This window comes from Nonomuraea sp. NPDC050680 (assembly GCF_040654555.1).
Lineage (GTDB): Bacteria > Actinomycetota > Actinomycetes > Streptosporangiales > Streptosporangiaceae > Nonomuraea.
On sequence record NZ_JBFAIF010000008.1, the window covers coordinates 273,567 to 294,427 of the forward strand.

The following is a 20,861-nucleotide window of genomic DNA, read 5'->3' on the forward strand; positions in this document are numbered from 1 at the left end:
ACCAGCTCGAAACTCCGCTGTAACGCCTTGCCTGTGGGATGGAAATGGTCTAGAGATAGACCAAATTCAGAGCGTCCTCCGCCGCGCATCCCCCCAAGGAGACCTCAATGACCACAGAAGAGGATTCCAGGCGCCTCGCCGAGCTCGGTTACAAGCAGGAGCTGTCAAGGACCTGGAGCGGTTTCTCCAACTTCGCCATCTCCTTCTCCATCATCTCGATCCTCGCCGGCTGCTTCACCACCTTCGGCCAGGCCTGGAACAACGGCGGTCCCATCGCCATCTCCTGGGGCTGGCCGCTGATCTCCATCTTCATCCTGATCATTGGTCTCTGCATGTCGGAGCTGGTCTCCGCGTACCCGACGGCGGGCGGCATCTACTGGTGGGCCGCCACGATGGGCAAGCCGATCCACGGCTGGTTCACCGGCTGGCTCAACCTGATCGGCCTCATCGCGGTCACCGCGTCGGTCGACTACGGCTGCGCGACGTTCCTGAACATCACCATCAACCGGCTCACCGGCGGCGGCTGGGACGCCTCGCTCGGCAACGCGTTCCTGCTGTTCGTGATCATTCTGGTGCTGCACGCGCTGATCAACATCTACAGCCACCGGCTCATCTCCATGCTGCAGAACATCTCGGTCTGGTGGCACGTGGCGGGTGCCGCGATCGTGGTGGCGATTCTGATCTTCGCGCCGAGCCACCACCAGACGGTCGGCTTCGTCTTCACCGACACCATCAACAACTCCGGCTTCGGTGATGGCGACGGCGGCATACCGTTCTGGTTCTACGTGCTGCCGCTGGGCTTCCTGCTCACCCAGTACACGATCACCGGCTTCGACGCCTGCGCGCACGTGTCGGAGGAGACGCAGGGCGCCTCCACGGCGGCCGCCCGCGGGCTCTGGCAGTCGATCTTCTACTCGGCGATCGGCGGCTGGATCCTGCTGCTGGCCTTCCTGTTCGCCGCGACGAACGTGGACGAGATCAACAAGCAGGGCGGCTTCGTCGGCGCCATCTTCGAGACCGCGCTCTCCTCGCCGCTGGCCACCGCGATCTTCGCGATCTCCACGATCGGCCAGTTCTTCTGCGGGATGAGCTGCGTGACCTCGATGTCGCGGATGACCTACGCGTTCTCGCGAGACGGTGCCGTGCCGGGCTGGCGGCTGTGGTCGAAGGTCGACCGCAACCGGACGCCGGTCAACGCGATCCTCGCGGGCTGCGTGGTGGCCGCGCTGATCACGCTGCCCGCGCTCTGGGCGCCGGCGGGCTCGACCACTCCGGTGGCCTTCCTCGCCGTCGTGTCGATCGCGGTCATCGGGCTCTACCTGGCGTTCCTCATCCCGATCTGGCTGCGGCTGCGCATGGGCGACGACTTCCGGCCCGGCCCGTGGACCCTTGGCCGGAAATATCGGGTCATGTGCTGGATCGCCTGCATTGAGATCGTGATCATCTCGATCTACTTCATCATGCCGATCAAGCCCTCGGCGATCCCCGGCAACGAGGCGTTCACCTGGACGGACGTGAACTACGCGCCGGTCCTGGTCGGGGTCGTGCTGCTCGGCATCGCCCTGTGGTGGAAGCTGTCGGCCAAGCACTGGTTCACCGGGCCCCGCCGGACGATCGACGAACTGCCCATGCCTTGAGAGCGCTTGAAGCCTCTCAAGCCAAAGCCGCGGCTTAGGACGCTTCGAAGGCGGTGGCCACGGCCGCGCGGACGGTGTCCATGGACGTGGCCTCCAGCTCTCTCTTGAGCGAGGTCATGTCCACGTCGGGCATGCCGCAGGCGACCGCCCAGTGCCACGGCTCCAGGTCGCCGTCGACGTTGAGCGCGAAGCCGTGGCTGGTCACGCCACGGCTCTGCCGCATCCCGATGGACACGACCTTGCGCCCCGTCTCGGAGGTCCAGACGCCGGTCAGCAGCTCGGAGCCGGGCGGGGTGTCGCGGCGCTGCGCGGGCAGCCCCAGCGCGCCCAGGGCCTCGACCAGCCGGAGCTCGACCTCCCGCACGTAGTCGACGATGCCCTCCTCCTCGCCCAGCTTGACGATGAGGTAGCCGACGAGCTGGCCGGGGCCGTGGTAGGTGAGCTGGCCCCCGCGGCCGGTCTCGACCACGGGGATGCCGCGCGACGGGTCCGGCAGGTGGGTCACCGGCGTGCGGCGACCGACCGTATAGACCGACGGGTGGCTCAGCAGCCAGAGCGTATCCGGCCGCTCGTCTCGTTGGCGCTCACCGACGAGGTCGGTCATGCGCTCCATCGCCTTGTCGTAATCGACGAGCTCATCCTGGAGGAGTGTCAGCGGCCTAGCCCTCATGCGTTCCAGGATAGGACGCCCTAGTAGCGCTTCGGCTCCTCGGGGACGAGGATCCACATGGCCACGTAGACCACCCAGAGCGGGCCGGGGATGAGCGACAGCAGCAGCCAGAGGATCCGGACGAGGGTGGGGGGCAGCCCCATTTTGTCGGCGAGACCGCCGCAGACGCCGGCCAGGATTCTGTGCTCTCGTGAGCGGTACATCGTTTCCTCCGTGTGGTTGCACCTATCTGGAAAACGGATGTCCAGGCAGGAGATATCCCACTAGGCACCCTGAGAAAACCCTGAGAGGGTCAGCCACTCGTGCGCCTGGGCGAGGTGTTGGCTGGTCAGGCCCTTTCTTGGATCAACATGAATGAGCAGGAAATCATCGAGACCCTGAGTGCCCCTGAGATATTCCTCGTCCTCCAGCCACACCTGATCGTCGAACCACACGAACGGTCTGCGGCCCACATAGGCGGCTACGTGCGGCGTTTTAAACATTTCCCCGTACAAACCGCCCTGGTCCGATCCCGGTCCCATGGGGATGACGGGCAGCGCGGGCAGGCCGAGCCGGGGCCCGATCCACTCGTTGGCGTGCTCCTCCCAGGTCGTCGCCCAGACCAGCTCGGCCCCGGTGACCACGGCCAGCTCCAGCAGCCTGGTGCCGTGCCTGGCGTTGAGCTGCACGGTGTAGACGTGGTCGCCGACCGTGCAGTGGTAGCGGCGGAAGTCGGGCGAGGGCCGGCTGAACGGGTTGAGCACCCCGTCGACGTCGATGAGCAGCAGCGGCCTCACCGGACCGCCCGGTGTTCCTGCGGGCTGACGCCGCGCACCCGCTTGAAGGCCGCGCTGAGCGCGAACGGGCTGCCGTAACCGACCTGCCTGGCCACCGAGCCGACCGTCGCGTCGGGCTCGCGCAGCAGATCGGCGGCCAGAGCCAGCCGCCAGTCCGTCAGGAACGCCATGGGCGGCTCGCCTACCAGCTCGGTGAAGCGCCTGGCCAGCGAGGCCCGCGAGACGCCCACCTGCGCGGCCAGCGCGGCGACCGTCCAGGGGTGGGCCGGGTTGTTGTGCAGCATCCGCATGGCCCGGCCCACCACCGGATCGCTCTGCGCCCGATACCAGGCCGGCGCCTCGTGGGTGGCGAACCACGAGCGCAGCACGGAGATGAGCAGCAGGTCGAGCAGCCGGTCGAGGACCGCCTCCTGCCCTGGCTGGTCCTTGACGATCTCGGCGCCCAGCAGCGGGACGAGCGGGTCGCCCCGCTGGACCAGCAGTGTGGGCAGTGCCTCCAGCAGCCGCCTGCTCACCTCGCCCTCCATGAGGTAGGCACAGGTGATCATCACGGTCTCGCCGTCCGCGGCGTTGCCCCAGGTGCGTACGCCCTGGTCCATGGCTTGGGAGAGCGACTCACCGTCGATCGTGGTGCAGTGCTGGCCGGGGTGGATGACGATCTGCGGCGGCGTGGCGGGGCTGTCGGCCACCGTGTACGGCTTGGGCCCGCGGATGATCGCCACCTCCCCGGGACACATCCGGACGACGTCCCCCTCATCGGGCACCACCCACGCCTCCCCGCGCACCATCACCACCACCGTGAGCGGAGCCTCGTCCTGGATACGCAGCGACCAGGGCGGATCGAGCGTACAGCGGAGCATGAAGGCGCCCCTTGCCCGCGGACCGTCGAGGAGGGCGGCAAGCTGGTCCATGGGCTAGACGATCGCATATGGGATTGCGCTTCTCAACCATGGAGAGTCTCAGACTTCGGCGGCTTACTTGAGCCATGACAACTCTGGTACTGGGCGGCACGGGCAAGACCGGCCGCCGCGTTGCGAGCAGGCTCACCGTTCTCGACCACCCGTGGCGGATCGGCTCCCGCTCCGCGCGACCGCCCTTCGACTGGACCGACCGGTCCACCTGGGCTCCCGCGCTGGACGGCGTCGACTCCGTGTACGTGACCTACTATCCCGACCTCGCCTTCCCCGGCGCCCTCGAAGACGTCCAGGCCTTCACCTCGCTCGCCGTGGCCGGCGGCGTCGGCCGGCTGGTCCTGCTCTCCGGCCGGGGCGAGCCGATGGCCGAGGCGGCCGAGCAGGTCGTCCAGTCGTCAGGGGCCGACTGGACGATCGTGCGATGCGGCTGGTTCATGCAGAACTTCAGCGAGGGCTACCTGCTGGACCCGGTGCTCGAAGGGGTCATCGCGCTGCCGATCGCGGACGTGCCCGAGCCGTTCGTGGACGTGGACGACATCGCGGACGTCGTGGTGGCGGCGCTGACCCAGGAGGGCCACGGCGGCAAGCTGTACGAGCTGACCGGGCCGAGGCTGCTCACCTTCGCGGACGTGGCCGCCGAGCTGTCCAAGGCGACGGGCCGGGACATCGTCTACGTGCCGGTGACGGCCGAGCAGTTCGCGGCCGGGGCCCGCGAGCAGGGTGTGCCCGAGGACGAGATCGAGGGGCTGAACGGGCTGTTCGCCGAGGTCCTGGACGGCCGCAACGCGCACCTCGCCGACGGTGTCCGCCAGGCACTCGGCCGGCCCGCCCGGGACTTCACCGACTACGCCACCACCAACAAGTCAGCCTGGATCGTGCGCTGACGCACCAATCTGGCCGGATCCCAGCCGGGGCCGGGCACCGATGCCAGCAGCAGGCGCGTGCAGGGGGTGTTTGGGCTCGGCCAGCACCCGCGTCGAGCACTCACACCAACTGACCTCACTCCGCGAGCAACTGCTGGGCCCCCGTATCCGCTAGCCTCGCCTCGTCACTTACGCGGGTATGGGGAAGGTGTAACCGTGATCGGCTGGTTCGAAGCGGTGGTGCTGGGGCTGATTCAGGGCCTCACGGAGTTCCTGCCGATCTCCTCCAGCGCGCATATCCGCGTGGTGTCGGCGTTCTTCGGCTGGCAGGATCCGGGCGCCGCGTTCACGGCGGTGATCCAGCTCGGCACCGAGACGGCCGTCCTGATCTATTTCAGGAAGGAGATCTGGGAGATCATCTCCACCTGGACCCGCGCCCTGTGGACGCCCGACCTGCGCAGCCACTACGCGGCCCGCATGGGCTGGTACGTGATCGTCGGATCCCTGCCCATCGGCATCCTGGGCCTGGTGTTCAAGGACCAGATCGAGACGGTCTTCCGCGACCTGCGCCTGGTGGGCACCACACTGATCGTCTTCGGCATCATCCTCTGGTTCGCCGACCACACCGCCCGCAACAGGCTCACGCTGGAGAAGCACCTGAGCTTCCCGCACGCCATCGTCTACGGCTTCGCGCAGGCGCTGGCGCTGATCCCCGGCGTCTCCCGCTCCGGTGGCACGATCACCTCGGGCCTGCTGCTGGACTACCGGCGCGAGGACGCCGCCAAATACTCCTTCCTGCTGGCCATCCCCGCGGTCCTGTCGTCGGGCCTGCTGGAGGTCGCCCAGATCGGCGAGGGGCAGGCACCCGCCTGGGGGCCGACCATCGTGGCGACGGTCATCTCGTTCATCGTCGGCTATGCGGCGGTGGCCTGGTTCCTGAAGTACATCAGCCACCACCGCTTCACCGGGTTCGTCATCTACCGCATCCTGCTCGGGCTGTTCGTCATCCTCGCCGTCACCATCGGCTGGATCCCCGCCCAGGGCTGACGCCTCAGACAGACACCCTCTTACTGGACTCACTGGCCGAACCTGTCGGCTCCGGCCGATAGGTCACCAGCGTGAACAGCAGGGCCGCCAGCGCGAGCCCGGTGGCCAGCACGACCACGCCCGCCCTGCCGTACCCGTCGAGCGCCAGGCCGCCGGCGATCCCCGCCACGAACAACCCGACGTACTGCGCGGAAGACAGCAGCCCCAGACCGATCGGCACATTGTGCGGCATGGCGGCGACGGTCCTGTACTGCTGCGCCGGCGCGACCAGCCACCCGAGCGCACCCCAGCAGAGCGCCCACACCAGGGCGACCGGCAGAGCGAGGTTCGCGACCGGGATGAGCGCCAGGAACACCGTCGAGGCCGCCATGCCGATCAGCACCATCCGCCGCGGCCCATACTTGTCGGTGAACCGCCCGCCGACCTGATTGCCCACGACCCCGCCGATCCCCCACGCCCACAGGATGGCGGGCAGCGGCAGGTCGAACAGCGAGCCGATATAGGTATAGGCGGCGAACCCGGCGGCGAACAGCAGCAGCTGCGTCGTCAGCACCGCCACCACCCGCCGGTCGGCCAGCGGGGCGAAGCGGTCGGCCAGCCGTCCGGTGGCCTCGATCATGACGTCGGGCACCACGGCGGCCACCCCGACGAAGCCGAGCACACCGAGCGCGACCACGAGCCAGATCGTGGCCCGCCAACTCGACGCGGACCCGAGCCAGGTACCCAGCGGCACCCCGATCGCCGACGAGACGCTCAGGCCGCCCATCACCAGCGCGAGCGCGCGGCCACGGCGTTCCGGCGAGCTCAGCGCGTTGGCGACGCCGGAGGCGGTCGGCGTGAACATCGCCGCACCCGCCGCGGCGATGACGCGAGTGACCATCACCAGCGGGTACGTGGGCGCCAGCGCGGTCAACATGTTGCCCACCACGAACACGGCCAGCGCGATCAGCAGCACCCGCCGCCGCGACAGCCGCGCGGTCAGGGCGGCGAGCACCGGCGACAGCAACGCGTAGGCCAGCGCGAACACGGTCATCAGCTGGCCGGCCGCCGATAACGAGACGTCCAGATCCTGGGAAATGGGCGCCAGCAGCCCGGCGGTGACGAACATACCGGTGCCGACGGCGAAATTCCCGAGCGCGAGAGGATAGAGCCGACTGCTCACTGAGTCTCCTTCAGTTTGATGCTCATCAAACTGGACTATTGTTGGATTGTTGTCAAACAATGCGACGGAGGTAGGGTCGGAGCATGCGCCTGCTTCCACATCCGGCCACTGACGACATCCAGCTCACCGAGGTGTTGCGGGCGCTGTCCGATCCCATACGCATGGAGATCGTCATCCGTCTGGCCAGCCGCGGCGAGATAACGTGCACCGCGGCGGGCGACGACCTCGGCGTCCACAAGTCGACGGCCTCGCACCACTACCGGACGCTGCGCGAGTCCGGGGTGATCATGTCGAGGCAGGAGGGGCGGCTGAAGTACATCAGCCTGCGGCGCGACGGCCTCGACGCCCGCTTCCCCGGCCTGCTCGACGCGATCCTTGCGGCGGCTCATGTCCCCGTCTGACGCGCTGCCTCCGCCTGACGCGCTGCCTCCGTCTGACGCGCTGCCTCCGTCTGAAGGGCTGCCCATGTCTGACGGGCTGCCCATCCGGCATGTCCTGCCGGAGTTGCTCGGCGTGCTCGATCGCACCGGGTCCGCCGTTCTGACCTCGCCGCCCGGCACGGGCAAGACCACCGTCGTCCCGCTCGCCCTGGCGGAGACCGGGCTGCGGGTGCTGGTGGCGGAGCCGCGGCGGCTGGCCGTACGCGCCGCGGCCAAGCGCATGGGCGTCAGCTACACGATCCGCGGCGAGCGGCACACCGGCGCGAACCCGCTGGTGGAGGTCGTCACCACCGGCGTGCTCCTGCAGCGGCTCCAGCGCGACCAGGAGCTGGCCGGCGTGGACGTGGTGATGCTCGACGAATGCCACGAACGCCACCTCGACGCCGACACCGCGCTCGCTTTCCTGCTCGACGTACGGGACACGCTCCGCCCCGACCTGCGTCTCCTCGCCGCCTCGGCCACCGCGGACGCCGTCCCCTGGTCCCGCCTGCTCGGCGACGCGCCGATCGTGCGCGCGTCCGGGGCGACGCACCCCGTTGAGATCGTGTGGACGCCACCGGTACGCCCGGTCGCCCCACCGCACGGCCTCCGAGTCGACCCCGCCCTGCTCTCGCACGTGGCCCAGGTCGTACGGCAGGCGCTGGCGGAACGGGAGGGCGACATCCTGTGCTTCCTCCCCGGCACGGGCGAGATCGCCAGGGTGGCCGCGCTGCTCAGCGGCACGCTCTCGGGCGGCGGGCCCTCGGGCAGCGGGCTCTCGGGCGGTGTCGAGGTGCTTCAGGTGCACGGGCAGGCGCCGGCGCGGGTCCAGGACGCGGTGCTGTCGCCCGGGTCGGCGCGCAGGGTGGTGCTGGCCACGTCGGTGGCGGAGTCGAGCCTGACCGTGCCGGGGGTACGGGTGGTGGTGGACTCGGGCCTGGCCAGGGAGCCGCGTACCGACCACGCCCGGGGGCTCGGCTCGCTCACCACCGTACGAGTCTCGAAGGCATCGGCCGACCAGCGCGCCGGCCGGGCCGGGCGGGAGGCTCCCGGCACGGTGTACCGGTGCTGGACGGCGGCGGAGCACGAGCGGCTCGCCGACCACGCACGGCCGGAGATCGCCCTGGCTGACCTCACGGGGTTCGCGCTCCAGGCCGCCTGCTGGGGCGACCCGGACGCCTCTGGCCTCGCCCTGCTCGACCCGCCACCACCCGCCGCGATGACCGCCGCCACCCGCACCCTCCACACCCTGGGCGCCCTGGAACCAGTCCCCGGCACCACCATGCCCTCGTACGGGTCGGACGACGACACCGACCAGGTGACCGGCGACGACACCGACCGGGTGACCGGCGTCGACGCTGGCCGGGTAACCGGCGGCGGCACCGACCAGGCGACCGGTGACGGCGCGGGCCAGGCAACCGATGGCGGCGCCAGTCAAGTGACCGGTGACGGCGCCGGCCGGGTGATGTGGCGGGTGACCGCGCGGGGGCGGCGGATGGCGCTGGTCGGTGTGCACCCGCGCCTGGCCAGAGCGCTCCTCGACCTCGGCCCGCGCGCCGCCGAGGTGGTGGCGCTCCTGTCCGACCAGTTGCCCCGCGAGGCGGGTGACGACCTCGTGGAGATCTGGCGCTCGGCCCGCCACGGCCGCGACGGCTTCACCGCCCGCTGGCGCCAGGAGGTCCGCCGCCTCACCAGAAGCACCCCACCCCCGGACCGACCCGCCCCACCACCAGGCCGATCCGCCCCACCACCGAACCGGCAGACCGCCCTACAAGTCCAACAGGCCGCGTCACCGGACCGGCGGGAGATGACCGATGACGCGCTGGCCGGGCTGGCGGTGGCGTTGGCGTTTCCCGAGCGGGTGGCGCGGCGGCGTGGTGGCGGATACCTGATGGCGTCCGGCACCCAGGCGCAGTTGGCCGAGGGGTCGCGGCTCGGGGAGGCGAAATGGCTGGCCGTGGCGGTGGCCGACCGTCCCACCGGCTCGGCGTCGGCCCGGATCCGGCAGGCGGTGGTGATCGACGAGGAGACGGCCAGGCTGGCGTTCCCGGTGACCACCGAAGACGAGATCGCGTGGCGGACCCCGCCGGGCGAGCGCCGCGGCGACGTGTCCGCCCGCGTCGTCGAGCGGCTCGGCGCGATCGAGCTCTCCTCCACCCCACTCAAGAACGCCGACGTACGCGAGGCCATCCTGTACGGCCTGCGCACCGAGGACGTACTGACCTGGACCAAAGAGGCCACCGCACTCAGGGACCGCCTGGCGTTCTGCCATCGCGAACTCGGCGACCCGTGGCTCCCGATGGACGACCTGGCGGAGATCGCCGAACGCTGGCTGGAGCCGGAGCTGTCCCGCGCCCGCCGCCGCGCCGACCTGGAACGCATCGACGTGGCCACCGCCCTGAAGCGGCTCATCCCGTGGAGCCGCCGACTGGAGGAGGTGGCGCCCGAGCGCGTCGCGGTGCCCAGCGGCTCCCGAGTCCGTGTGGACTATTCGGGTGGGCAGCCGGTCCTGGCGGTCAAGCTGCAGGAGTTGTTCGGCTGGACGGAGACGCCGAGGATCGCGGGCGTGCCGCTCCTCGTACACCTGCTCTCCCCCGCCGGACGCCCGGTGGCGGTCACCGCGGACCTTGCGTCGTTCTGGCGCGAGGGCTACCGTGCGGTCCGCGCGGAACTACGCGGCCGCTACCCCCGCCACCCCTGGCCGGAGGACCCGCTGACCGCGGCCCCCACCCGCCGCACGAAATCGAGATGACCCGCACGGCCGGACGAACCGGCCGACGGACGAACCGGCCGACGGACGAACCAGGCGGGACAGACGAACCGGCCGATGGACCAGCCAGGTGGGACGGGAACCAACCGACGCATGAGCGAGGGGGGATGGAACCGAGATGACCGATGACCGGCTGCTTGAGGCGGCGCGTAACAACGCGGAGTGGTGCGACGCGGTGTGCCGCTCGCACGGATCCCCCGGCACGTTCAGCGCGCTGAGCTGGACCAACCCCGGCGTGACACCGACCTACTATCCAGATGCCGTCACCCTCTCCCCGGCGGGGACGTGGGACGACCTGCTGGCCGGAGTCGAGGGCAAGCGCAGCGCCTCGGTCAAGGACAGCTTCGCCGTGCTCCAGCCGCCACCCGGGTGGGACCTGCTGTTCGAGGCCAAGTGGATCCACCGCCCGGCCCCCACGGCGACCGGCAAGGCCATCACACCCCTGGCGACCGGCGAGGCCGTCGCCCGGGCAGCAACCGGCGAGGCCACTGCCCCGACCGGCGCGGTCATCGCCCCGGCGGCGACCGGGGACGTCATCGCCTGGGAGGTGGTCCGCGACGCGGGCGCACTCCGCGACTGGGAGCGCGCCTGTTTTCCGGCGGATGACGGGGATCTGTTCCGGGCGCCGCTGCTGCGCGAGGTCACCGTGCTGGCGGGCCGGATCGACGGCGACATCACGTGCGGGGCCGCGCTCAACGCGAGCGGCAGCGTCGTAGGCGTATCCAACGTGTTCGCCCTCGGCTGCGACCTGGACGCCGCCTGGTCGGGCACAGTGGCGATGGCGGCCGAGCTGTTCCCCGGCCGCCCACTGGTCGGCTACGAGACCGACCCGGCCCCCGCGTCCCGGCACGGCTTCACCCCGATCGGCCCGCTCCGGGTGTGGCTGAAGGCGTGATCCCAGACGCGCCACAGCCCCATCGGCGACCTCACAGCACGTCGTCCATGGTGGGGTTAGTCAGCACCTCGACCGTCTCCGACCCCACCCCCACATCCTTGAACCCGCTGGACGTGGCGACGCAGACCACCGGCCCGTCGAAGTCCCGCCCCAGCCTGCGGTAGGCGGCCAGCCCCGCGGCTCCCGAGAGCTCCTGCCACAGCCCCTGCCGGGCCAGCGCCCGCTGGGCTGCCCGCATCTCCTCGTCGGTGACCAGCAGCGCCTCGCCGTCGCTGTCGCGCACCGCCCGTACGCCCCGGTGGCCGCCCACCGAGCCGCCGATGCCGTACGCGTCGGTGTGCCCGAGCGAGACGATCGCGGCCGGCGCCCCCGTGGCGACGGCCCGCGCGTGGGGACCACCGGCGGCGGACTCGCAGGAGAACATGCGCGGCGTCGTGCCCGCCAGCCCGAGCCGGCGCAGCTCGGTGAACCCCTTCCAGACCCCGTAGAGCAGCTCCGCGTAGCCCGTCGGCGCGAACACCGCCGCCGGCACCCGGCCGAGCTGCAGGAACAGCTCGTACGCGATCGTCTTGTAGCCCTCGGTCCCGAACGGGTGCCCGGTGTGGGTGACGGTCAGGTTGCTGACCGGGTGGTAGCCGAGCCGGTCCACGATCTCGCGCATCAGCGGCCAGCGCGCCTCGACCGGCACGGCGAGCACCTTGGCCCCGTACGCGCGGACCAGCGAATGGACGGCGGGCGGCGCGTCGGCCGAGGCGAGCACGATGGCGGGCAGCCCGGCGCGGGCGGCGTACGCGGCGGCCGAGGCGCCGTGGTTGCCCGACGAGGCCACCACCACGCCCGGCGCCCCCGCGCCCACGGCCGCGCTGACCGCGACCCGGTTGAGCCGGTCCTTGTGCGACCAGGTGGGGTTGCGCGACTCGTCCTTGACGTACACGCCTTCCAGCGGGATCAGCGGCGTGCCGCCCTCGCCCAGCGTGGGCGCGTGCAGCGGCGGCAGCAGCGGCGACCAGCGCGCGAGGTCGGGGCCCGGCTCCTGCTCGAACAGGGTCGCGCTGACCCGGGCGTAGTCGTAGTCGACCTCGACCGGATAGGCCAACGACGCGGTGCTCGTCTTGGGGCAGCCGCGGGTCAGCGGCGGCCACAGCGGATACGTGATCGAGGGATCGCCCAGGGAGCGCTGGCCGGTGGCCAGAGATGGTCCGTTCACGCGGCCCAAGCCTAGACGCGCTATCATTGTGATATCACTTCGATAGCAAGGAGTCGGGATGGAACGACGTGCTTTCCGCTTGAACGGTTTTCTGGTCCTGCTCGTCCTGCTGGTGCTGGCCGGCGTGGCGGCCGCGGTCTCGCCGGAGGTTCTGGGCATCGGGTGGATCGTCCTCTTCGTACTGGTGGCCAGCGGGTTCACCGTGGTCAACCCGAACGAGGCGAAGGTGGTGCAGTTCTTCGGCCGCTACATCGGCACGGTCGAGGACGCGGGCTTCCAGTGGGTGCTGCCGTTCAGCAACAAGACCACGATCACGCTCAGGGTCCGCAACTTCGAGACGGCCAAGCTCAAGGTCAACGACGCCGACGGCAACCCGGTCGAGATCGCCGCGGTGGTCGTCTACAAGGTGACCGACGCGGCCAAGGCCAAGTTCGCGGTGGACGACTATGAGAACTACATCGCGATCCAGTCGGAGGCGGCGGTGCGCCACCTGGCCACCACCCACCCCTACGACTCGCACGAGCCCGCGCGCACCAGCCTGCGCGACGGCGCCGAGGTGGCCACCGAGCTCACCGCCGAGCTGCGCGAGCGTACCGAGCTGGCCGGGATCGAGGTGCTGGAGGCGCGCATCACGCACCTCGCCTACGCACCCGAGATCGCCCAGGCCATGCTGGTTCGCCAGCAGGCCGGGCAGGTCGTGGCGGCTCGCACCCGGATCGTCGAAGGCGCTGTGGGCATGGTCCAGCTCGCGCTCGATAGGCTGGCCGCCGAGCAGGTGGTGGAGCTGGATGAGGAGCGTAAGGCGCAGATGGTCTCCAACCTTCTGGTCGTCCTGTGCGGCGACCGGGCGATCCAGCCGGTGGTGAACACCGGCAGCCTGTATGCCTGAGCGCAAGAAGCTCCTGCTGCGCCTCGATCCGGCCGTCTACGACGCCCTCGCCAAGTGGGCGGCCGACGATCTGCGCAGCGTCAACGCGCAGATCGAGTACGCGTTGCGGCTCGCGCTGAAGCAGGCCGGCCGGGAGCCTCGCAACGAAGGGTGAAAACCCGCACACTTTAAGCATGTTGTGGACAGGCAGGTCCGCCATCGAGATCGCGACGGCCGTACGTCAGGGTGAGGTCACGGCCGCGGCCGTCGTCGAGGAGCACCTTCACGCGATCGCCGAGCGCGATCCAGGAGTGGGGGCGTTCCGGCTGGTCAGGGAGCGGGCCGTGGATGAGGCGCGGGCTGTGCAGAAGCGCCGCGACCTGGCGGAACTACCGCTGGCAGGTGTGCCCGTCGCGGTCAAGGACAACCTGGAGGTCGCGGGCGAGGCCACCCGCGGCGGATCCGCCGCGACGGCGGACACGCCCGCGCCCGAGGACCACGAGACGGTCGCCCGGCTGCGCGCGGCCGGCGCGGTGATCGTCGGCCTGACGAACCTGCCCGAGCTGGGCCTGGTCGCCTTCGGCGACAGCGCCTACGGCACCGTGCGCAACCCCTGGAACCTGGCCCGTACGGCCGGCGGCTCGTCGGCGGGCAGCGCCGCGGCGGTGGCGGCCGGGATGGTGCCGGTGGCGCTGGGCAACGACGGGATGGGCTCGCTACGCATTCCCGGGGCGTGCTGCGGGGTGTTCGCCATCAAGCCGGGCACGGGCCTCGTACCACCGCCGACGGAGACCTGGGGCGGACTCACCGAGAACGGCCCACTGGCCAGGAACGTCGCCGACCTGGCGCTGATGCTCTCCGTCCTGGCCGCCGACGAGGGCCTGGCCGAGTCCTGGCGCGGCGGCGAGCGGATCGAGCCCCGGCCGCGCATGCTCCGCTCGGTCTGGGCGGACGACGACGACGAGGTTTGGGCGCCCCGGGCACCGCACGAGATCCCGGAGCCCTTCGACCTGCGGGTGGCCTACGCCCCGCAGCCGCTGCCGGTGGGCCTGCCGATGGACCGGGAGTTCCAGGCGGCGGTACGCGCGGCGGCCGAGACCCTCAGAGTCGCCGGGCACACGGTCGTCGAGCACGACCAGCGCCTGCCGGCCGCGCTCGGCCCCGCCACGATCGCCACCTGGCTGACCCGCGCCTCCGGATCGGCCGCCGGCCTCGACCGCAGGCGCCTGGAGCCGCGCACCCGTGCGCTGGCCCGCGCGGGCCGGGTGCTCCACGCGCTCAGGCTGGACGGCGAGCGGGGCCGCGCCCGCTGGCACGGTTACGGCGCCGACCAGTGGTTCGGTGACGCCGACGTGCTGATCACGCCGACGCTGGCCGCCATTCCGCCGAAGGCCGACCGCTGGGGAGAGCGCGGGCTCTCGCGCAACCTGCTGGCCAACCTCAGGTACGCGCCCGCCACCGGCGCCTGGAACATGTGCGGCTGGCCCGCGCTCACCGTCCCCATCGCCACCCACTCCAGCGGCCTGCCGATCGGCGTCCAGCTCATCGCCCCACCCGGCGGCGAGCCGCAACTCCTCGGCCTGGCCGCCCAGCTGTCGGCAGCGCACCCACCGGTCCGGCCCCGCGGCTTCTCGAACTGACCCCGGCGCCCAGTCGAAAGAGGGCAACCGACGGCTTAGGCGGTCGATTCAGCTGAAGTCGGGCAGTCGGCGGCGGGTGTGGTCGATGAACGCCCGCGCGGCGGGCCCCGACGGCCCCGTGGCCCGCCAGACGAGCGCCATCCGGCCGCGCAGCCGCGGCTCGGTGATCTCCAGTACGTGCAGCTCGTCCTTCGCGGCGCCGACCGCCGACTCGGGCAGCACGGCCAGACCGAGCCCCTTGGCGGCGAGCTGCCCCAGCACGTACGGCTCGCTGGCCTCGAAGGCGACGTGCGGCGTGAACCCGGCGGCGGCGCACGCCTCGTCGAGAGCGGCCCGCAGGCCGGTGCCGTTCGGCAGGCAGATCAGCGCCCGATCCGCCAGCTCGCGCAGCGTGATAGCGGGCATCCCCGCCGAGTCGTGAGCGAGCCCGACGGCAGATGTCTTCGCCAGGTCGTGAGCGAGTCCGACGGCCGCCACCAATGCCTGGTCGACCACCACCTGCGCGTCGAGCCCCGGCGGCACGCTCGATCCGATGCCGATGAGGCCGAGGTCCATCCGCCCCGCCCGCACCGCCTCGATCAGGCTCTCCGGGTCGGACTCCTGGAGCGAAATCTCCACGGCCGGATGCCGTTCGTGGAAGTCGGCCAGCAGCCCGGGCAGGTCGAGCACCGAGGGCGCGGAGACGGCACCCATCACGACGTGCCCGCGCAGCAGCCCGGTGATCTCGTCGACGACCAGCCGGGCGGCGGCGACCGCCGCGAGAGCCGCCCGCGCGTAGGGCAGCACGGCCTCCCCCACCTCGGTGAGGCGCACCTGCCGCGCCGAGCGGTCGAACAGCGGCTGGCCCAGCTCCCGCTCCAGCTGCCGGATCTGCGCGCTCACTCCGGGCTGGGCCACGTGGAGCCGGGCCGCGGCCCGGGTGAACCCGGCCTCCTCGGTCACGGCCACGAAGTACTCAAGCTGCCGGAGTTCCATAAGCAAACATGCTAGCAGCCAGACAATCCATCTCTTTGACTTCTGGATGGGCCGGACACAAGCTGAACCACATGGACATTCTGAAGGGCCCGGTGTTCCGACCGGGTGATGAGGGATATGACGACGAGCGGGCCGGTTTCCAGGCCCTCGCCCGGCACCGGCCGGACGTGATCGTCGGCGCGACGGACGCCGCCGACGTACGCGCGGCCGTGGTCATGGCGGCGGCGAACGGGCTGCCGGTGGCTGTGCAGGCCACCGGGCACGGCATGCCGATGGCGGCCGACGGTGGCCTGCTCATCAGCACCCGCAGGATGACCGGCGTACGAGTAGACGCCGAGACGGCGACGGCCAGGATCGAAGCGGGCGTGCGCTGGGCGCGGGTCATCGAGGAGGCGGCCCGCCACGGGCTGGCCCCGCTGTCCGGCTCGGCCCCGTCCGTCGGCGCCGTGTCCTACACGCTCGGAGGCGGGCTCGGACTCATGGCGCGCCGCTATGGCTACGCCGTCGACCAGGTGCGCGCCGTCGAGGTGGTCACCGCCGACGGCGTACTCAGGGAGGTGACGGCCGCGACGGAGCCGGACCTGTTCTGGGCGCTGCTCGGCGGGCGCGGCAACTTCGGGGTGGTCACGGCGCTGGAGATCGGCCTGGTTCCGGTGACCAGTCTGTACGGGGGCGGCCTGTTCTTCGATCTCGCCACCGACGTGGTGAAGCGCTGGGCCGAGTGGACGCTGGACCTGCCCGAGGAGATGACCTCGTCCATCGCGGTGATCCCGTTCCCGGACGCGCGCTGGACAAGCCCGGCCTCGGGCCCGTGGTCAACCGCGACGCCCAGTATCAGGTCGGCGTCCTGTCCCGGCTCGCGCCGGGCGGCGACCCCGGCGAGGTGCGCCCGCTGCACGAGGGCGTCCGCGAGGCACTGTCGCCGTGGGACACCGGAGGCCGCGGCCTCAACTTCCTGTACGGCGAGAACACCACGCCCGACCAGGTCCGGCTGGCCTACGACCCGGACGACTACCGGCGGCTGGCCGCGCTGAAGGCCGTGTGGGATGCCGGCAACCTGTTCCGGCTCAACGCCAACATCCCACCGGCGTGACAGGACTCAACGCCGACATCCCACCCGCCTGACGGGACTCAACGCCGACATCCCACCCGCCTGACGGGACTCAACGCCGACATCCCACCCGCCTGACGGTCAGACCCCCATCGGGTGCCAGACCGTCTTCGTCTCCAGGAAGCGCGTCATGCGGGTGAGAGCCGGCGCCGCCCGCCAGTCCTCGTCCGGCGACGGGCGCTGGACCCGCTTGAGGTTCTCCGCCGCCGCCTGCTCGCAGGTCAGCGCCAGGTCGGCGTCGGACACACCGGTCAGGTCCAGCCCGTTGACGTCCATGTGGGCCGCCAGCCAGGGCGCGAGCTCCCGCTGATGACCCGTGAGAACGTTGACGACACCGCCCGGCAGGTCCGAGGTGGCCAGCACCTCCGCCAGGGTGATGGACGGCAGCGGTGTCCGCTCGGAGGCGATCACGACGCACGTGTTGCCCGTCACGATCACTGGCGCGATCACCGAGATCAGCCCCACCAGCGGGTCCTCGGGCGCGACCACGCCGACGACCCCCGTGGGCTCCGGTGAGGAGAGGTTGAAGTACGGGCCGGCGACCGGGTTGGCTGTGCCGTGCACTGAGGCGATCTTGTCCGACCAGCCCGCGTACCAGACCAGCCGGTCGACCGTGGCGTCCACGGCCTCCAGTGCCGCCTTCTTGCCGCCGCCCAGCTCCTCGGCGAACTGCGCGCGGCGGCCCTCCAGCATCTCGGCGATCCGGTAGAGGATCTGGCCCCGGTTGTAGGCCGTGGCGCCCGACCAGCCGGGGAACGCCTTGCGCGCCGCCACCACGGCGTCACGGACGTCCTTGCGAGAGGCCCGCGAGGCGTTGGCGAGGAAGTCGCCCTTGGACGAGGTCACGGCGTAGGACCTCCCGCTCTCGGAGCGCGGGAACGCCCCGCCGATGTACAGCTTGTACGTCTTGCGAACGGCCAACCTACTCATCGCCGCGCCCCCTCCGCATGGTCTCCTCCGACATCTCGACCGGCACGAAGACCTGGCCGCACCGGCTCACCCCGCAGCGGTGGGCGTACCAGCCGGTGCGTACAGGCCTTCCGGCGCGGGCGAAGGCGTGGCCCCGCGTGGCCTGCGCCCGCCGTCTGCCCCGGCGGGTACGGCGGTGCTCACACATCAAGGTAGGCCTCCAACCCGAGCAGCCCGCCCTCGCGGCCGTATCCGGACTCCTTGTACCCGCCGAACGGCGCGGCCGGGTCGAACCGGTTGAACGTGTTGGCCCAGACCACTCCGGCCCTGAGCTTGTCGGCCATCCACAGGATGCGCGAGCCCTTCTCCGTCCAGATCCCGGCGGACAGCCCGTACGGCGTGTTGTTGGCCTTCTCCACGGCCTCGGCCGGGGTGCGGAACGTCAGCACCGACAGCACCGGGCCGAAGACCTCCTCCCGGGCGATGCGGTGCGACTGGGCCACGCCGGTGAAGACGGTCGGCGGGAACCAGAAGCCCTTGTCGGGCAGGTCGCAGGCGGGCGACCAGCGCTCGGCCCCCTCCTGTTCGCCGAGGTCGCTGAGCGAGCGGATCTTCGCCAGCTGCTCGGCCGAGTTGATCGCGCCGATGTCGGTGTTCTTGTCCAGCGGGTCGCCCAGCCGCAGCGTGCCGAGGCGCCGCTTGAGCGCCGTCAGCAGTTCGTCCTGGATCGACTCCTGCACCAGCAGCCGGGAGCCCGCGCAGCACACGTGCCCCTGGTTGAAGAAGATGCCGTTGACCACGCCCTCGACGGCCTGGTCGAGCGCGGCGTCGTCGAAGACGATGTTCGCGGCCTTGCCGCCCAGCTCCAGCGTCAGCTTCTTGCCGGTGCCCGCGACGGTCCGGGCGATGATCCGGCCGACCTCGGTGGAGCCGGTGAAGGCCACCTTGTTCACGTCGGGGTGGGCGACCACGGCGGCGCCGGTCTCGCCCGCTCCCGTGACGATGTTGACGACACCGGGCGGCAGGTCGGCCTGCTGGCAGATCTCCGCGAACAGCAGGGCCGTCAGCGGCGTGGTCTCGGCCGGCTTCAGCACCACCGTGTTGCCGCAGGCCAGCGCCGGGGCGATCTTCCAGGCCAGCATGAGCAGGGGGAAGTTCCACGGGATGACCTGCCCGGCGACGCCGAGCGGCCGGGGGTCCGCGCCGAACCCGGCGTACTCCAGCTTGTCGGCCCAGCCGGCGTAGTAGAAGAAGTGCGCGGCGACGAGCGGCAGGTCCACGTCGCGCGACTCGCGGATGGGTTTGCCGTTGTCGAGCGACTCCAGCACGGCCAGTTCGCGGGCGCGTTCCTGGATGATGCGGGCGATCCTGAACAGGTATTTGGCCCGTTCGGTCCCCGGCATCGCGCTCCAGACCCCGAACGCCTTGCGCGCGGCCTGCACGGCCCGGTCGACGTCGTCGGAGGAGGCCGTGGCGACCTCCGCCAGCGTCTCCTCCGTCGCCGGATTGATCGTCTTGAAGGGGGAGCCCGAGCCGTCCGCGAACTCGCCGTTGATGAACAGCCCGTACGACGGCTTGAGATCGACGATGTCGCGCGACTCGGGCGCCGGTGCGTATGCGAAGCTCGCCATCATCAGTCCAAGGTGAAGTAGTCGGGGCCCGCGTAACGGCCGGTGGTGAGCTTCTGGCGCTGCATCAGCAGGTCGTTCAGCAGCGACGACGCGCCCAGCCTGAACCAGTCGGGCGACAGCCAGTCCTCGCCGGCGCTCTCGTTGACCAGCACGAGGTTCTTGATGGCGTCCTTGGTGGTGCGGATGCCGCCGGCCGGCTTCACGCCGACCTGCCGGCCCGTCTGGTCGCGGAAGTCGCGCACCGCCTCCAGCATGATCATCGTCACCGGCGGCGTGGCGGCCGGGGCCACCTTCCCGGTGGAGGTCTTGATGAAGTCGGCGCCGGCCAGCATCGCCAGCCAGGAGGCCCGCCGTACGTTGTCGTAGGTAGACAGCTCGCCGGTCTCCAGGATCACCTTCAGATGGGCGGAGCCGCAGGCGGCCTTCACCGCGACGATCTCCTCGTACACCTTGAGGTAGTCGCCGGACAGGAACGCGCCGCGGTCGATCACCATGTCGATCTCGTCGGCGCCCGCGGCGACGGCGAGCGCGGTGTCGCTCACCTTGACCTCCAGCGAGGTACGCCCGCTCGGGAAGGCGGTCGCCACGGAGGCGACCTTCACCCCCGAGCCGCGCAGCGCGCCGGCGGCCACGACCACCAGGTCGGGATAGACGCAGACGGCCGCCACCCGGGGCGCTCCCTCGCCGGGGTGCATCGCCTTGGTGCACATCGCACGGACCTTGCCGTGCGTGTCCGCGCCCTCCAGCGTGGTGAGGTCGACCATCGAGATGGCCAGGTCGATCGCCATGGCCTTGGCGCTGGTCTTGATGGAGCGGGTGCCGAGCATCGCCGCTCGCTGGTCCGCGCCGACCCGGTCGACACCGGGCAGGCCGTGCAGGAATGCTCGCAGCGTCGCGCCGGACGAGCCGACGTCGGCGAGCGAGGTAGTCACAGTTGACACCTCCACAGGATCGCCGACCAGGTGGGCTACCTCCAAACCGGATCTATAAGGCGGCATAAGCGCATCTCCTAGGTACTCCCTGGCCTGGAGTTTCCCGGGAGATAGGGCATCCGCCCGATGTGGCGGTAGGGGCCTTAGCCCGAACCTTAAGAGTGTCAGCAAGGAACAAGAAGGAGACACACCACCATGAGTCCCGAGATCGAATACCAGATCATGAAGAGCCACGTCAACGAGCTGCGCCAGGCGGCCGCCCGGCACCGTCAGGTACGCGAGGCACTGGAGGGCAACAAGTCCGAGCGCCGCTCGCTGTTCGGCAAGCGCCGCTCCTCATGACCGCCCCACAAGCGCCCGGCCGCAACCTCCCTCGCGGCCGGGCCACCGTCCCTCCCTAGCGGCCAAGCCGTGCGTCAATGTGCCATAAATGCG

The 20,861-nt window shown here is 70.8% G+C and carries 23 protein-coding genes; 12 read left to right on the top strand and 11 right to left on the bottom strand.

The annotated features are described in order from the left end of the window. Positions 1 to 107 precede the first annotated feature (107 nt). Positions 108 to 1,637: an amino acid permease gene (locus tag AB0H88_RS27450; RefSeq protein ID WP_357649182.1), complete on the top strand. Its 1,530-nt coding sequence runs from the start codon at positions 108 to 110 to the stop codon at positions 1,635 to 1,637. A gap of 34 nt (positions 1,638 to 1,671) precedes the next feature. Here AB0H88_RS27450 and lipB read toward each other — a convergent pair whose 3' ends face one another. The 4 genes from lipB to AB0H88_RS27470 are packed head-to-tail and all read right to left on the bottom strand — an operon-like array spanning position 1,672 to position 3,994. Then, positions 1,672 to 2,307 (bottom strand): lipoyl(octanoyl) transferase LipB, encoded by a 636-nt coding sequence (lipB, locus tag AB0H88_RS27455; protein WP_357649184.1) that lies wholly within the window; start codon positions 2,305 to 2,307, stop codon positions 1,672 to 1,674. Between the two features lie 20 nt (positions 2,308 to 2,327). After that, positions 2,328 to 2,510, bottom strand: coding sequence for a PspC domain-containing protein (locus AB0H88_RS27460; protein WP_219529398.1), 183 nt, complete (start codon positions 2,508 to 2,510; stop codon positions 2,328 to 2,330). A 60-nt stretch (positions 2,511 to 2,570) separates the two neighbouring features. Next, positions 2,571 to 3,083, bottom strand: coding sequence for an HAD domain-containing protein (locus AB0H88_RS27465; protein ID WP_357649188.1), 513 nt, complete (start codon positions 3,081 to 3,083; stop codon positions 2,571 to 2,573). After that, positions 3,080 to 3,994: an AraC family transcriptional regulator gene (locus AB0H88_RS27470; protein WP_357649190.1), complete on the bottom strand. Its 915-nt coding sequence runs from the start codon at positions 3,992 to 3,994 to the stop codon at positions 3,080 to 3,082. The genes AB0H88_RS27465 and AB0H88_RS27470 overlap by 4 nt, the downstream gene beginning before the upstream one ends. A 74-nt stretch (positions 3,995 to 4,068) precedes the next feature. Between AB0H88_RS27470 and AB0H88_RS27475 the strand changes: the two genes are divergently transcribed. Together AB0H88_RS27475 and AB0H88_RS27480 are read left to right on the top strand one after the other, a co-directional pair. Then, a complete protein-coding gene (locus tag AB0H88_RS27475) occupies positions 4,069 to 4,881 on the top strand; it encodes an NAD(P)H-binding protein (RefSeq protein WP_357649192.1) in 813 nt (270 codons plus the stop codon). Positions 4,882 to 5,076: 195 nt separating this feature from the next. Next, positions 5,077 to 5,907: an undecaprenyl-diphosphate phosphatase gene (locus tag AB0H88_RS27480; RefSeq protein ID WP_357649194.1), complete on the top strand. Its 831-nt coding sequence runs from the start codon at positions 5,077 to 5,079 to the stop codon at positions 5,905 to 5,907. A 4-nt stretch (positions 5,908 to 5,911) separates the two neighbouring features. Here AB0H88_RS27480 and AB0H88_RS27485 read toward each other — a convergent pair whose 3' ends face one another. Further along, positions 5,912 to 7,069, bottom strand: a complete 1,158-nt coding sequence (locus AB0H88_RS27485; protein ID WP_357649197.1) for an MFS transporter — start codon at positions 7,067 to 7,069, stop codon at positions 5,912 to 5,914. Between the two features lie 83 nt (positions 7,070 to 7,152). On the opposite strand from AB0H88_RS27485, the gene AB0H88_RS27490 reads away from it, so the two are divergent. The 3 genes from AB0H88_RS27490 (at position 7,153) to AB0H88_RS27500 (ending at position 11,153) form a co-directional block, all read left to right on the top strand. Continuing rightward, positions 7,153 to 7,470, top strand: a complete 318-nt coding sequence (locus AB0H88_RS27490; protein WP_225294525.1) for a helix-turn-helix transcriptional regulator — start codon at positions 7,153 to 7,155, stop codon at positions 7,468 to 7,470. A gap of 64 nt (positions 7,471 to 7,534) precedes the next feature. Further along, positions 7,535 to 10,240, top strand: a complete 2,706-nt coding sequence (locus AB0H88_RS27495; protein WP_357649199.1) for an ATP-dependent helicase C-terminal domain-containing protein — start codon at positions 7,535 to 7,537, stop codon at positions 10,238 to 10,240. Positions 10,241 to 10,376: 136 nt separating this feature from the next. Then, positions 10,377 to 11,153, top strand: coding sequence for a hypothetical protein (locus AB0H88_RS27500; RefSeq protein ID WP_357649201.1), 777 nt, complete (start codon positions 10,377 to 10,379; stop codon positions 11,151 to 11,153). Positions 11,154 to 11,184: 31 nt separating this feature from the next. On the opposite strand, the gene AB0H88_RS27505 is transcribed toward AB0H88_RS27500, so the two are convergent. Next, positions 11,185 to 12,360, bottom strand: a complete 1,176-nt coding sequence (locus AB0H88_RS27505) for a pyridoxal-phosphate dependent enzyme (protein WP_357649203.1) — start codon at positions 12,358 to 12,360, stop codon at positions 11,185 to 11,187. Positions 12,361 to 12,418: 58 nt separating this feature from the next. Here AB0H88_RS27505 and AB0H88_RS27510 point away from each other — a divergent pair, with 58 nt between their 5' ends. From AB0H88_RS27510 to AB0H88_RS27520, 3 genes are read left to right on the top strand one after another with little or no spacing between them, the layout of a single operon-like run. Next, positions 12,419 to 13,249, top strand: coding sequence for an SPFH domain-containing protein (locus tag AB0H88_RS27510; RefSeq protein ID WP_357649205.1), 831 nt, complete (start codon positions 12,419 to 12,421; stop codon positions 13,247 to 13,249). Beyond that, positions 13,242 to 13,403: a hypothetical protein gene (locus AB0H88_RS27515; protein ID WP_357649351.1), complete on the top strand. Its 162-nt coding sequence runs from the start codon at positions 13,242 to 13,244 to the stop codon at positions 13,401 to 13,403. The genes AB0H88_RS27510 and AB0H88_RS27515 overlap by 8 nt, the downstream gene beginning before the upstream one ends. A 19-nt stretch (positions 13,404 to 13,422) precedes the next feature. After that, on the top strand, positions 13,423 to 14,868 hold the full coding sequence (locus AB0H88_RS27520; protein ID WP_357649207.1) for an amidase: 1,446 nt from the start codon (positions 13,423 to 13,425) through the stop codon (positions 14,866 to 14,868). Between the two features lie 48 nt (positions 14,869 to 14,916). Here AB0H88_RS27520 and AB0H88_RS27525 read toward each other — a convergent pair whose 3' ends face one another. Continuing rightward, positions 14,917 to 15,843, bottom strand: coding sequence for a LysR family transcriptional regulator (locus AB0H88_RS27525; RefSeq protein ID WP_357649208.1), 927 nt, complete (start codon positions 15,841 to 15,843; stop codon positions 14,917 to 14,919). A 71-nt stretch (positions 15,844 to 15,914) separates the two neighbouring features. Between AB0H88_RS27525 and AB0H88_RS27530 the strand changes: the two genes are divergently transcribed. Continuing rightward, on the top strand, positions 15,915 to 16,877 hold the full coding sequence (locus tag AB0H88_RS27530; protein WP_357649210.1) for an FAD-binding oxidoreductase: 963 nt from the start codon (positions 15,915 to 15,917) through the stop codon (positions 16,875 to 16,877). Continuing rightward, positions 16,865 to 16,936, top strand: a complete 72-nt coding sequence (locus tag AB0H88_RS27535) for a hypothetical protein (protein WP_357649345.1) — start codon at positions 16,865 to 16,867, stop codon at positions 16,934 to 16,936. The genes AB0H88_RS27530 and AB0H88_RS27535 overlap by 13 nt, the downstream gene beginning before the upstream one ends. Positions 16,937 to 17,035: 99 nt before the next feature. On the opposite strand, the gene AB0H88_RS27540 is transcribed toward AB0H88_RS27535, so the two are convergent. The 4 genes from AB0H88_RS27540 to deoC are packed head-to-tail and all read right to left on the bottom strand — an operon-like array spanning position 17,036 to position 20,426. Further along, positions 17,036 to 17,884 (bottom strand): aldehyde dehydrogenase family protein, encoded by an 849-nt coding sequence (locus tag AB0H88_RS27540; RefSeq protein ID WP_357649212.1) that lies wholly within the window; start codon positions 17,882 to 17,884, stop codon positions 17,036 to 17,038. Continuing rightward, on the bottom strand, positions 17,877 to 18,071 hold the full coding sequence (locus AB0H88_RS27545; protein ID WP_357649214.1) for a hypothetical protein: 195 nt from the start codon (positions 18,069 to 18,071) through the stop codon (positions 17,877 to 17,879). The genes AB0H88_RS27540 and AB0H88_RS27545 overlap by 8 nt, the downstream gene beginning before the upstream one ends. Continuing rightward, the gene (locus AB0H88_RS27550) at positions 18,064 to 19,494 is read right to left on the bottom strand and encodes an aldehyde dehydrogenase family protein (protein ID WP_357649347.1); all 1,431 of its coding nucleotides are present in this window, start codon (positions 19,492 to 19,494) and stop codon (positions 18,064 to 18,066) included. Before AB0H88_RS27550 ends, AB0H88_RS27545 begins: the two co-directional genes overlap by 8 nt. Positions 19,495 to 19,496: 2 nt before the next feature. Beyond that, positions 19,497 to 20,426 carry a deoxyribose-phosphate aldolase gene (deoC, locus tag AB0H88_RS27555; protein ID WP_357649216.1) on the bottom strand — a complete coding sequence of 310 codons (930 nt, stop codon included), beginning with the start codon at positions 20,424 to 20,426 and terminating at the stop codon, positions 19,497 to 19,499. A 195-nt stretch (positions 20,427 to 20,621) separates the two neighbouring features. Here deoC and AB0H88_RS27560 point away from each other — a divergent pair, with 195 nt between their 5' ends. Beyond that, positions 20,622 to 20,768 (top strand): hypothetical protein, encoded by a 147-nt coding sequence (locus AB0H88_RS27560; RefSeq protein WP_357649218.1) that lies wholly within the window; start codon positions 20,622 to 20,624, stop codon positions 20,766 to 20,768. Positions 20,769 to 20,861: the final 93 nt, after the last annotated feature.